Annotated in this window: 11 protein-coding genes; 3 read left to right on the top strand and 8 right to left on the bottom strand. The window is 61.1% G+C overall.

What is annotated here, in order from left to right; all coding sequences use genetic code 11:
• Positions 1-2: 2 nt before the first annotated feature.
• The 7 genes from flgK to HRH33_RS19365 all read right to left on the bottom strand — a co-directional run bounded on the left by flgK (position 3) and on the right by HRH33_RS19365 (position 8,777).
• Entirely contained in the window at positions 3-2,051 is a 2,049-nt protein-coding gene (gene flgK / locus HRH33_RS19335; RefSeq protein ID WP_034138857.1) for a flagellar hook-associated protein FlgK, read from the bottom strand.
• Between the two features lie 13 nt (positions 2,052-2,064).
• The gene (gene flgJ, locus HRH33_RS19340) at positions 2,065-3,336 is read right to left on the bottom strand and encodes a flagellar assembly peptidoglycan hydrolase FlgJ (RefSeq protein ID WP_167416910.1); all 1,272 of its coding nucleotides are present in this window, start codon (positions 3,334-3,336) and stop codon (positions 2,065-2,067) included.
• 4 nt (positions 3,337-3,340) lie between these two features.
• Positions 3,341-4,429 carry a flagellar basal body P-ring protein FlgI gene (locus HRH33_RS19345; RefSeq protein WP_034139004.1) on the bottom strand — a complete coding sequence of 363 codons (1,089 nt, stop codon included), beginning with the start codon at positions 4,427-4,429 and terminating at the stop codon, positions 3,341-3,343.
• A gap of 27 nt (positions 4,430-4,456) precedes the next feature.
• Positions 4,457-5,152, bottom strand: coding sequence for a flagellar basal body L-ring protein FlgH (flgH, locus tag HRH33_RS19350; protein ID WP_034099521.1), 696 nt, complete (start codon positions 5,150-5,152; stop codon positions 4,457-4,459).
• Between the two features lie 52 nt (positions 5,153-5,204).
• Positions 5,205-5,990 (bottom strand): flagellar basal-body rod protein FlgG, encoded by a 786-nt coding sequence (flgG, locus tag HRH33_RS19355; RefSeq protein WP_034099522.1) that lies wholly within the window; start codon positions 5,988-5,990, stop codon positions 5,205-5,207.
• Positions 5,991-6,058: 68 nt separating this feature from the next.
• Positions 6,059-6,799, bottom strand: coding sequence for a flagellar basal body rod protein FlgF (locus tag HRH33_RS19360; protein ID WP_034138859.1), 741 nt, complete (start codon positions 6,797-6,799; stop codon positions 6,059-6,061).
• Between the two features lie 415 nt (positions 6,800-7,214).
• A complete protein-coding gene (locus HRH33_RS19365; protein ID WP_123478896.1) occupies positions 7,215-8,777 on the bottom strand; it encodes a sigma-54-dependent transcriptional regulator in 1,563 nt (520 codons plus the stop codon).
• A 258-nt stretch (positions 8,778-9,035) separates the two neighbouring features.
• On the opposite strand from HRH33_RS19365, the gene phhA reads away from it, so the two are divergent.
• The 3 genes from phhA (at position 9,036) to HRH33_RS19380 (ending at position 11,476) form a co-directional block, all read left to right on the top strand.
• Entirely contained in the window at positions 9,036-9,827 is a 792-nt protein-coding gene (phhA, locus tag HRH33_RS19370; protein ID WP_034099528.1) for a phenylalanine 4-monooxygenase, read from the top strand.
• Between the two features lie 99 nt (positions 9,828-9,926).
• Positions 9,927-10,283 carry a 4a-hydroxytetrahydrobiopterin dehydratase gene (locus HRH33_RS19375; RefSeq protein WP_034099530.1) on the top strand — a complete coding sequence of 119 codons (357 nt, stop codon included), beginning with the start codon at positions 9,927-9,929 and terminating at the stop codon, positions 10,281-10,283.
• A complete protein-coding gene (locus HRH33_RS19380; RefSeq protein ID WP_167416909.1) occupies positions 10,283-11,476 on the top strand; it encodes an amino acid aminotransferase in 1,194 nt (397 codons plus the stop codon). The genes HRH33_RS19375 and HRH33_RS19380 overlap by 1 nt, the downstream gene beginning before the upstream one ends.
• A 120-nt stretch (positions 11,477-11,596) precedes the next feature.
• Here the strand turns inward: HRH33_RS19380 and HRH33_RS19385 are convergent, their stop codons facing one another.
• The gene (locus HRH33_RS19385) at positions 11,597-12,415 is read right to left on the bottom strand and encodes a UDP-2,3-diacylglucosamine diphosphatase (protein ID WP_034099534.1); all 819 of its coding nucleotides are present in this window, start codon (positions 12,413-12,415) and stop codon (positions 11,597-11,599) included.
• Positions 12,416-12,551: the final 136 nt, after the last annotated feature.

Below are 12,551 nucleotides of genomic sequence, written 5' to 3' on the forward strand. Positions count from 1 at the left end.
CCTTAAAGACTGTTAATCAGCGTGCTGAAGGTTTCTTGCGCAGCTTTGATGATCTGCGACGAGGCGGTGTAGTACTGCTGGAACTTGATCATGTCACCCGCTTCTTCATCCAGGTTTACCTGGGACACCGAGTTACGCGCGTTCTTATTGGCGCTCAACAGCGCGCCAGTGGCAGTGGTATCGGTGCCGGCCGCGGCGGCCTTGGCACCGACGGTCGATACCAGTTTGCTGTTGGCGCCCACCAGGCTGGTGCCGCCCGTGCCATCGGCCGCCGTGCCAATGGTCGCCTTGGTTTGCAGATTCAATAGCTGCAAAGCATTGCGGTTGTCGGACTTTCCGCCGGCATTGAACGAGAAAGAGGTGCTGTCACCATCAGCTGGCACACCACCCACCGTGGTGTCGAAGCTGAAACTGGTGGCCGGCACCACCAAGGCACCGCTGGCATCGCGCATCGGCACGTTAATGGTGACCTTGTTGCCCTGCCCCGGGACGATGGTGCCGGTGCCGATCGGGTTGCCCTGGGAATCATTGAGCGTATACGGCTGGGTGCCATCTGCCGCGGGCTTGCCGAACACCATCTTCACTGGCATCGAGTTTTCAATCCCGACGCGCAACTGAGCGGTGGCGGCGCCGCCCTGAATATCCAAAGGTACGGTAAGCGCCGGCGGCGTGAAGTTGCCGGTGCCCTGGTTGGTCTTGCTGGCTTCACCCAACAGCGGCGCTGCAAAGGCGAGCTTGGTGGGGTCGGTGAGGACCGTACCGATTTCCTTGGCACCGTTGGCAGTGGGGCTGACCTTGAAACTGTCACCGGCCTGGACCGCACCGCTTTTGACCGCCAGGGTGAACCCGTCGATGACCGGCGGCGGCGTGGCGCTGAGGTCGTAAACCCCCATGGCCTTGCCGTCGGAACGCAACACGGTCGCCTTGGTGAGATCGGTGCTGTCGTTGAAAGAAACCTTGTAATCGTAATTGGTCAGCTTGCTGGTGTCTTTGATCGTTACGCCCAAGGCACCATCCCCGAGGTTGCCTTGTGCAGCCTGGCTGCGCAGGGCAACGGCCGAGGCACTGTTGATGTCCGTGAACAACGAAGAACCGAACTCGCCGTTGAGGTCCAGGCCCTGACCCAATTGGCTGTTGACCACATCAGCCGTCGCCACGGCAATGCGCCCCAGGTCATTGATCGCCGGAATCAGCGCGTCGCTGCGATAACGCAACAGGCCACCGATGCTGCCGCCGCTGATCACATTCCCCAGGTCGAGCTTGGTGCCGCCGGGGGCATTCAGCTCAATGGTGTACTGGCTGGTGTCGCCCTTGCTCGGCACGGCGGAAATGGTGCTGAACTGATCGCCCAGCACCAAGGACTGGCCGCTGCCGGTGCTGACACTGAACACGCCATTCTTTTCCACCGCGGTCACGCCGATCAACTCATTGAGCGAACGCACAGCCTCGGCGCGCGAATCAAGCAGGTTGGCCGGAGTGGTATTGGTCGAACCCTGCACCTGATTGATCTGCTTGTTGAGCGAAGCAATCGACGCCGTCAGTTGGTTGACCTGATCGCTCATCGAGCTCAATTGGCCATTGATGGTTTCTTTCTGCTGGCTCAACTGCGAGGAAATCGCGTTGAAGCGGTTACTCAACGTCTGAGCATTGGTGACCATCACTTGGCGCGCAGTCACGTCGCTCGGGTTGCTCGCCGCCGTCTGCACCGCCGCAAAAAACGAACTGAGCACTGCGGACATGCCCGTGGTCTTGTCCGACAAGGTCTTATCGACGGCACTGACCTGATCCTGATAAGCCTTGGCGTCGGCATTCAGCGCAGTGCTGTTCTGATAAGCCGTGTCGAGGAATTCGTTGTACACCCGGCGCACATCGGCCAGGGTCGTGCCGCTGCCGATGTACACGCCGCCAAACTGGTTCACGGCATTCGCGGTTTGCGTGGTCTGCTGACGCGAATAACCCGCGGTATTGGCGTTGGCGATGTTGTTACTCAAGACCGACAACGATCCTTGAGCGGCGTTAAGCCCCGACATCCCTATATTGAGCAAACTCATGGTGGTTCAGACCTTATAAAAGAGTGGTCGCGCCCGCGGCGGCGTAGTTCTGGTAACTGTTCATCGAATGGGCGATTTGCGAGATCTTGCTGGCGTAGTTCGGGTCGGTGGCGTAACCGGCCTTTTGCAACTCGCGTACAAAGCGTTCTGGGTTATCGGCCGATTTCACCACGTCTTTATAGCGATCGTTGCTTTGCAGCAACGTCACCAAGTCGTGGAAGCTGTCCTGGTAAGAGTCGTAGGAACGGAACTGCGCCGTCTCCTTGACCATCGCCCCGTCGCGGAACTCGCTGGTGATCGCGCGAGCCTGGCCGCCCTGCCAGCTCTTGCCAGCCTTGATGCCGAACAGGTTGTGGCTGCTGCTGCCGTCTTCGGCGCGCATCACCGATTTGCCCCAACCGGTTTCCAAGGCAGCCTGGGCCACCAGGTACTTCGGATCGATGCCGATACGCTTGGCGGCCGCTTCGGCCATCGGCAGCATGGTGGCGACAAATTCGTCCTGGGAGCTGAAGGCTTTCTTGGCCGGCGCCAATGGTGGCTGGGCCACGGCGCGGCCATAGACCTGCATGCTGCCTTTGGCCGCGGCAACACTGCGTGCGCCGCTGTTGATCACGTTGTCTTGCAGGGCGCTGTTGCGCAGCGGCGCAGCCTTGGCCTCGGTGGAGACCTGGGTGCTCGGCACGATGCCGGCCAGCAGGCGATCGGTCAGCTTGCTCGGCAAGGCGATACGGCGCTGGTTCATCAGCTCCATGTCGTTGCTGTGGGTAGCGGCGGCGCCGGCTTGAGGCTCGGCGACACGGAACGCCCACAACGGACGCTGTCCATTGGAGCGCCCCAACGGGCCATCGGCCTGGGTGCCGGCGGCGATCTCGGTCGGCACATCGACTTTCTTGACCGCCTCGGCCGCCGCCGGGCCCTGCAAGGTGGCCGCCTGGGCGTCCACCGGCTTGTTCTTCTGCATCTGGCGCATCAGCACGTCGGCCAGGCCGATGCCGCCGCCCTCGCGGGACAGCGAGACCGCCAATTGCTGGTCGTACATTTCCTGGTACTGCTTGGCCGCCGGGGTGTTCATCGGGTTATCTTTGCCCAGCGCCTCGGTGGCCGAACGCATGGACTTGAGCATCTCGCTCAAAAACAGCGACTCAAACTCCTGCGCCACTTTGCGCATGTTGCCTTCGCTGTTTTTGTCAGCACCGACCTTGAGCTGGTTAAGCCGGTTCAAGTCGGAGTAAGAGCCCGAGTCCGCCGAACTGACAATGCCGCTTTTGTGCATATCCATGGCCATGGCCTCAGATCACGATCAGGTCGGCTTGCAAGGCGCCGGCCTGTTTCAATGCTTCAAGGATCGCCATCAAGTCGCCGGGCGCCGCGCCCACCTGGTTCACCGCGCGGACAATCTCGTCCAAGGTGGTGCCGGGGCCGAATTTGAACATCGGCTTGGCTTCTTGCTGAGCGTTAACCCGCGAGCGTGGCACCACTGCGGTCTGGCCGTTGGACAACGGCCCAGGCTGGCTGACGATCGGGTCTTCGGTAATGGTCACCGTCAGGCTGCCGTGGGTCACCGCCGCCGGCGAGACTTTGACGTTCTGGCCGATCACGATGGTACCGGTGCGCGAGTTGATGATGACTTTGGCCACTGCCTGGCCCGGGTCGACTTCCAGGTTTTCCAGGATCGACAGGTAATCGACGCGCTGGCTGGGGTCCAGCGGCGCGGTCACACGGATCGAACCGCCGTCGATAGCCTGGGCCACGCCTGGGCCGAGCATGTCGTTGACCTTGTCGACCACGCGCTTGGCGGTGGTGAAGTCCGAGCGGTTAAGGTTCAAGGTCAGGCTGTTGCCCTGGTTGAAACCGCTGGGCACGGTGCGTTCCACCGTGGCCCCGCCAGGGATGCGACCGGCCGACGGCACGTTGACGGTGATCTTGGAACCGTCGCGACCTTCGGCGTCGAACCCGCCCACCACCAGGTTGCCCTGGGCAATGGCGTAAACGTTACCGTCGATACCCTTGAGGGGCGTCATCAGCAACGTGCCGCCACGCAGGCTCTTGGAGTTACCGATGGACGACACGGTGATGTCCACCACCTGGCCTGGCTTGGAGAACGCCGGCAAGTCGGCACTGATCGACACCGCCGCGACGTTTTTAAGCTGCACGTTGCCCGACCCCGGCGGCACTTTGATGCCGAACTGCGAGAGCATGTTGTTGAAGGTTTGCAGGGTGAACGGGGTCTGGGTGGTCTGGTCACCCGTACCGTTGAGCCCCACCACCAGGCCATAGCCGATCAACTGGTTGGAGCGCACGCCGGAAATGCTGGCGATGTCCTTCAAGCGTTCGGCCTGGACGACGGCGCTCAAGGAAAGCAACAGGGCCGCCGCCATCAGCTGTTTGAATTTCAAAGTGGCCACCTAGAAAGGGAACAGCGGGCTGAGGAAGAAACGGTCGAACCAACCCGGCTGGCTAGCATCGGCAAACGAACCCGTCCCCGAGTAAGTAATGCGTGCATCGGCGATTCGCGTCGACGAAACGGTGTTGTCGGTAGAGATATCGTCGGCGCGCACCATGCCGGCAATTCGCACCAGCTCGTCGCCAGTGTTGAGGGTCATCCACTTCTCACCGCGCACGGCGATGATGCCGTTGGGCAATACATCGGCCACGGTCACGGTGATCGAACCGGTCAGGCTGTTGCCCTGCCCCGCCGCACTTTTGCCACTGGTCGCACGGTCGCCGCTATAGCCAGCGTTGAGGCTCAAATCGCCGTCACCCAACGGGTTGTTGGTGTTAGGTACGGCACCGAACAACGAGGTCAGGCCAATGCCTGCCTTGCTGGTCTTGCCGACCTGGGAGTTGGCGTTCTTGCTGGCCTGGGTCTTCTCGTTCAGGGTGATGGTGATGATGTCACCGACCCGGAAGGCCTTGCGGTCGCTGTACAGGTTCTGTTCGAAGCCGGCCTGGTAGATCGAGCCATTGTTGGCCGCCGCCGGCAGCGGCGTGCGTGGCAACACCGGCGCGTAGTACGGGTCATTGGGTTTTGGCGTCGGGGCGACACAGCCCGCGAGTACGGCAATCCCACTCAATGCCAGAACGGAAACATAGCGATTCATGACCCTTACCTCACGGTGTTGCAGACGCTTTCAGGGCGCCCCATAGACTTGATTACAGATTCTGCGTTACGAACGAGAGCATCTGGTCGGCGGTGGAGATCACCTTGGAGTTCATCTCGTAAGCGCGCTGAGTGGTGATCATGTTGACCATCTCTTCCACGGTGCTGACATTGGAGGTTTCCAGGGTGCTTTGCAGCGTGGTGCCGAAACCGTTCAGACCAGGGGTGCCGATCTGTGGCGCGCCGCTGGAGGCGGTTTCCAGGAACAGGTTGTTGCCCATGGCCTGCAAGCCGGCCGGGTTGATGAAGTCGGCGGTCTGCAGGTTGCCGATCACTTGCGAGGCCGGGTTGCCGGCCACGGTGATGGACACGGTGCCGTCGTTGCCGACGGTGAAGGTCTTGGCATCGGCTGGCACTACAATCGCCGGTTCCAGGGCAAAACCGTTGGCGGTGACGATCTGGCCATTGGAGTCCAGGTGGAATGTACCGTCGCGGGTGTAGGACGTAGTGCCGTCCGGTTGCAGGATCTGGAAGAAGCCACGGCCGTTGATGGCCATGTCCAGCGGCTGACCGGTTTGTTGCAGGTTACCGGCGCTGAAGTTCTTCTGGGTGCCGACGATCTGCACACCGGTACCCAATTGCAGGCCCGACGGCAGTTCGCTGTCCTGGGTCGACTGAGCGCCCGGCTGCTTCTTGATCTGATAGAGCAAGTCCTGGAACTCGGCGCGGTCACGTTTGAAACCCGTGGTCGATACGTTGGCCAAGTTGTTGGAAATGGTGGTCAGGTTGGTGTCCTGGGCGGACAGACCGGTTTTGGCAACCCATAGAGCCGGAAGCATGCTGTTCTCCTTCGTGCGCCTGTTTGTTGGCGCTGCGCTGCAAAATTAGTGGTTCAGTGAAACCGCGATCAGCTCATCTGCATGACGCGTGTCATGGCCTGGTCGTCTTCCTTGGCGCTGTTCATCATTTTGATGTGCAGCTCGAACTGCTTGGAAAGCGCCAGCACCGCCGTCATTTCTTCCACGGCATTGACGTTGCTCGCCTGCAGGAACCCTGAGGTCAGCCTGACGCCTGCGTCGGCCTGAGCCGGCTGGCCATCCTTGGTGTGGATGGTGCCATCCAGGCCCTTATTCATGTTCTTCAGGTCCGGCTGAACCAGTTTGATGCGGTCCACTTCGGCCATCACCCGTGGGCCTTCGCCCATGGCACGGATGCTGATGGTGCCGTCGGCGCCCACTTCGATCTTCTGCTGCGGCGGCACCGCGATAGGGCCACCGTTGCCCATGATCGGCATACCGTTGCCGGCACGCAGCACGCCCAGGGCGTCCACGTTCATGCTGGCGCTGCGCACGTAGGCTTCGCCGCCATCCGGGGTTTGCACGGCCAGCCAGCCGTCGCCGTTGACAGCCACGTCCAGGTCGCGACCGGTTTCGATCATCGCGCCAGGCGTGAAGTCGGTGGCGGGACGCTCAGTCATGGCGAAGGCCCGCGCCGGAAAGCTGTCACCGAACACCGGCATCGAACGCGCCTGTTCCAGGTCGCGTTGGAAACCGTTGGTGGAAATGTTCGCCAGGTTGTTGGCATGGGCCTTCTGCGCCAGCGCATTCTGGCTGGCGCCGGTCATTGCCACATAAAGGTACTTGTCCACGCTCTTTCCTCTTTATGACGGACGCTTGCCGCCCACCGCTGTACTGATGAGGCTTAAGCAATTAGCGAACCAACTTTCAGAAAGTCAGGAAAGTCCAGGCGGGACGGGGGTTTGCGGGCCGCCTTCACATTTTTCAGGAAAGGAGAGAGTCGAAAAAACGGCGGACTACTGCCGCTTACGGCAAGGGCCGTCTTACGGGTGACAGAGAACCCATCCGGGAGCGGGCAAGCCCTAATGCCAGTCAGTTCAGGACTCAGTTGATCCAGCCCAGGCAATGACTATCAAAAGTGGGAGGGGGCTTGCCCCCGATAGCGATGCGTCAGTGACAGTTGGGCTGACTGCCCTACTGCCATCGGGGGCAAGTCGAATCGTCGCACCGCCCCTCCTACATTTTTGCCACCGTTGTGCCAGTTGATTATTTATCGGTCTTGAGGATTTCGTAATCGCGCAATTTATTGGCGATGGTGGTGTGCGACACGCCCAGGCGCTTGCCCAGCTGTCGACTGCTGGGATGTTCGACATACAGGCTTTCCAACACCGCTTTCTCGAAGCGCCCGACAATCGCCTCCAAACCGCCGTCCAGGGAAAAATCGCCAAGGGGCTGACGCACGCCGTAATCCGGCAGACGAATATGCTCGACCTTCACCGTGCCGCCGTCGCACAAAGACACTGCCTGGAACAGCACGTTTTCCAACTGCCGCACATTCCCCGGCCAGTGATAATGGCTGAGGCGCTCCATCGCCGCCGGTGCCAACGTGGGCAACGGGCAGCCGATCTGTCGGCTGGCCTGGTCAAGAAAATGCTCCACCAGCGGCGCCAGGCCATCCAGGCATTCGCGCAGGGGTGGGATATGTAGGGACAGCACATTGAGGCGGTGATAGAGGTCCTGGCGGAATTCGCCGCGCGCGCAGAGTTCGGACAGATCCACCTGAGTCGCGCAAATCACCCGCACATCCAGGTACACCTCTTCGTCACTGCCGACGCGGCGGAAACAACCGTCCTGCAAGAAGCGCAGCAATTTCACCTGCAGGCGCGCGCTCATTTCGCCCACACCGTCGAGAAACAACGTACCGCCCGCAGTCAGCTCCAGCAGCCCCAACTTGCCTTCCGCCCGGGCGCCTTCGAACGCGCCGGGGCCGTAGCCGAACAGCTCGGTCTCGGCCATCGACTCCGGCAGGCCGGCGCAGTTGAGGGCCATCAGCGGCGACTGCCCGCGCGGACTGGCCAAGTGGCAGGCGCGCGCCAACAGTTCTTTGCCGGTGCCGGTCTCGCCTTCTATTAATAGCGGCGCGTCCAACGGGGCCATGCGCCGTGCTTCACGCACCACGGCGGCCATCACCTTGGAGCTTTGGAAGATGCTGTCAAAGCCGCGCAGTTCCTGCTTGCGCACGTTGTAGATGCGCTCGCCGACCCGGTCCGCACGATGCAACGTCAGCACGGCGCCGGCCATGGCCTCACTGTCATCGTGTTCGGAGGATTGCAGCGGCGCGATATCCGCCAGGAACACGTCGCCCTTGACCTTGACCCGCAGGCCGTTGATCCGCGACTTGCTGGCGCGCACCAGTTCCGGCAAATCGAAATCCTCGGCGTAGCGTGACAACGGAATGCCCGGCACCTCGTCCACCCGCACCCCCAGCAACTGCGCCGCCGCACGGTTGGCGGCGACGATGGAGCCGCCCATGTCGATGGACAGCACCGGAAACTCCAGGGCGCCCAGCAAGGCATTGAGTTCCATGTGTCGCCGCTCGCTGGGCATCAGCCCTACCCGCTTGACCCCAAACACCCCGGCAATCGCCTCGAACTGCGGGCGCAACGCCTGGAATTGCATATTCACCAGGTTCGGACAAAACAGGTAGATAGCATTGCCGTGCTCACCGCCCACCTCGCCTTTGGCAACGTTGACGCCGTACTCCACCAGCAGGTTGAGAATGTCCCGCAGGATGCCGATGCGGTTCTGGCAATGCACTTTGATACGCATGAATAAGGCCCGAAAAGAGGGAAGGCGCCGCGTCTTTTTGTCGCTGGGCGCAGAAAGTCGTCAAGATTATGTGACAGCCGGACTGCTTTTCCCAGCCCAACACCAAGAGCAGGCCCCCACTCGTAACGAATACTTTACAAAAAACGGTAAATTTTCCTACGTGGCACTGCCACAGGTGGCTGGCATCCGCACGCCATCGGGTTATCAATAGGCCTATCGCAGGACATAACAAGAACGAATGCCTAGCAGGAGAGCCGTATGAAGCAGACGCACTACGTGGCCCGCGAGCCCGATGCGCAAGGGTTTATCCACTATCCGCCGGAAGAACATGCGGTATGGAACACCCTGATCACGCGCCAGTTGAAAGTGATCGAAGGTCGCGCCTGCCAGGAATACCTGGACGGCATCGACAAGTTGGGCTTGCCCCTGGACCGCATCCCGCAACTGGGCGAGATCAACCAAGTGCTGGCCGAGACCACCGGTTGGCAAGTCGCTCGCGTGCCGGCGTTGATCCCCTTCCAGACCTTCTTTGAATTACTCGCCAGCAAGCAGTTTCCGGTGGCGACGTTTATCCGCACCCGCGAAGAACTGGACTACTTGCAAGAGCCGGATATTTTCCACGAGATCTTCGGCCACTGCCCGCTGCTGACCAACCCTTGGTTCGCTGAGTTCACCCACACCTACGGCAAACTCGGGCTGGCGGCGACCAAGGAGCAACGGGTCTACTTGGCGCGGCTGTACTGGATGACCATCGAGTTCGGCCTGGTGGACACGCCGGCTGGTCGGCGCATCTACGGCGGCGGGATTCTGTCGTCGCCCAAGGAGACGGTATACAGCCTGTCCTCCGAGCCCGAGCATCAAGCCTTCGACCCGCTGGAAGCGATGCGCACGCCGTACCGCATCGACATCCTGCAACCGCTGTACTTCGTGCTGCCCGACCTCAAGCGTCTGTTCGAGGTGGCGCAGGAAGACATCATGGGCATGGTCGAGCGTGGCATGCAGCTGGGTCTGCACGCGCCGAAATTCCCGCCCAAACCAAAGGCTGCTTGAACCGTGCCTTTTAAGGCCAGGTGAGTCTGTTCCCTGGCGCCGCGTTGCTTTAGGGTGACGCCACTGACCTTCACTTATTCGAATTCAGGACATTTCCACATGACCACCTTGAACCAAGCCCACTGCGAAGCCTGCCGCGCCGATGCCCCGCAAGTCAGCGATGAAGAACTGCCGGTACTGATCAAGCAGATCCCTGACTGGAACATCGAAGTGCGCGACGGCGTCATGCAGTTGGAAAAGGTTTTTCTGTTCAAGAATTTCAAATTCGCCTTGGCCTTCACCAATGCCGTGGGTGAGATTTCCGAAGCCGAAGGCCATCACCCGGGCCTGCTCACCGAATGGGGCAAAGTCACCGTGACCTGGTGGAGCCACTCCATCAAGGGTCTGCACCGCAACGATTTCATCATGGCCGCGCGCACCGATGAAGTAGCCAAGACCGCCGAGGGCCGCAAGTAATGCATTTCGATGCCATTGGCCGCGTGCCCGGCGACCCGATCCTCGGGTTGATGGACCTGTACGCCCAGGATTCCAACCCGCACAAGTTCGACCTGGGCGTAGGCGTCTACAAGGACGACCAGGGCCTCACGCCGATTCCGCCGTCGGTGAAGCTCGCCGAACAGCGCCTGGTAGACCAGCAAACCACCAAGACTTACATCGGCGGTCATGGCGACGCCGCGTTCGGCCAACTGATCAGCGAACTGGTGCTGGGCGCCGAATGCGCGCTGTTGCACGGGCGTCGTGCTGGCGCCACCCAGACCCCGGGCGGGACCGGCGCGCTGCGCTTGAGCGCCGATTTTATCGCTGCCAACTTGCCAGGCCGTGGTATCTGGCTGAGCAACCCGACCTGGCCGATCCACGAAACCATCTTCGCCAAGGCCGGGCTGAAGGTCAGCCATTACCCCTACGTGGGCGCCGATAACCGCCTGGATGTGGAGGCGATGCTGGCGACCCTCGCCACCGTGCCGGAAGGCGATGTGGTGTTGCTGCATGCCTGCTGTCATAACCCGACCGGCTTCGATCTGTCCCACGACGATTGGCGCCAGGTGCTGCAGATCGTGCGCGAACGCCACCTGCTTCCGTTGATCGACTTCGCCTACCAGGGCTTCGGCGATGGCCTGGAACAGGACGCCTGGGCCGTGCGCCTGTTTGCCGCCGAATTGCCGGAAGTACTGATCACCAGTTCGTGCTCGAAGAACTTCGGCTTATACCGCGACCGCGTCGGCGCATTGATCGTGTGCGCGGCGGATGCCGAGAAGCTGACGGATGTGCGTAGCCAATTGGCGAATGTGGCCCGCAACCTGTGGTCGACCCCGCCGGATCACGGCGCGGCCGTGGTGGCGACCATCCTCGGCGATGCCCAGCTCAAACAGCAGTGGAGCGCAGAAGTCGAAGCCATGCGTGGGCGCATCGCGCAGTTGCGTTCCGGGCTGGTGGAGGCCCTGGCGCCCCATGGCTTATCCGAGCGATTCGCACACATTGGCGTGCAACGTGGGATGTTCTCCTACACCGGCCTGAGTGCCGAGCAGGTCAAGCAACTGCGCGAGAAGCACAGTGTGTATATGGTCAGTTCGGGGCGGGCCAATGTGGCGGGGATTGATGCGACACGCCTGGCGTTGCTGGCCGAGGCTATTGCCGACGTCTGCAACTGAACACTGCATATCTAAGTCAGTCACTGGTTGACTGATACACCGCTATCGGGGGCAAGCCCCCTCCCACATTTTGTCGCATTCCAATGTGGGAGGGGGCTTGCCCCCGATGGCGATCTGAAGTTACAGAAGGTGTGCCTGAGCCACCTCGGCCTTCAGTTGCGCTTCTTTGGCCTGGGCATCCGCCAGCCGATACAACTCGATACTGCCATCCCAGTGCTCGATCAGCGCCGTGCAAGACTCCACCCAGTCCCCGCAGTTGAGGTAATCCACCTCGCCCACCTTGCGAATCTCCGCATGGTGAATATGCCCGCACACCACCCCATGCAATTCACGCCGGGTCACTTCGTGGGCGATCGCTTCTTCAAAATCGCTGATAAAACTGACCGCCGTCTTGACCTTGTGCTTGAGGTACGCCGACAGCGACCAGTAACCATAGCCATAGCGCGCACGCCAGTGGTTCAACCAGCGGTTCAAGGTCAGGGTGAACTCGTAGGCCGAGTCGCCAAGAAACGCCAGCCAGCGGTGATAACGGGTAATCACGTCAAACTGATCGCCGTGGATCACCAGCAGGTGGCGACCGTCAGCGGTCACATGCACGGCTTCGTCGACCAACTGGATATTGCCCAGGATCAGCTTGGAATAACGGCGCAGGAATTCATCGTGGTTGCCGGTGACATAGATCACCTCGGTGCCGCGCTTGGCCATGGTCAACAGGCGGCGGATCACGTTGGTGTGCGCCTGGGGCCAGTACATGCCGCCGCGCATTTTCCAGCCGTCGATAATGTCGCCCACCAGGTAGACCTTATCGGCGTGATAGCCCTTGAGGAACTGCGAAAGATGGTCGGCCTGGCAATCCCGGGTGCCCAGGTGCACATCGGAAATCCACAGGGTACGCACCCGTTGTTTGCGGCTGGGCTTGGCGAACTCGGCACTGGTCATGGGCATCCCTCGACGGTGTTTTCGCGAGCTTGCGCCATGGCGGTTAATGGCCCATGACAAGTGTGGGTCAGTCTGATGACAGCGACCGGCGCCCACGATGCGTTGTAGACTGGCGCCTCGCCGTCCAGGAGACCGT

This window comes from Pseudomonas rhodesiae, assembly GCF_013285305.1.
GTDB classification, from domain to species: domain Bacteria; phylum Pseudomonadota; class Gammaproteobacteria; order Pseudomonadales; family Pseudomonadaceae; genus Aquipseudomonas; species Aquipseudomonas rhodesiae.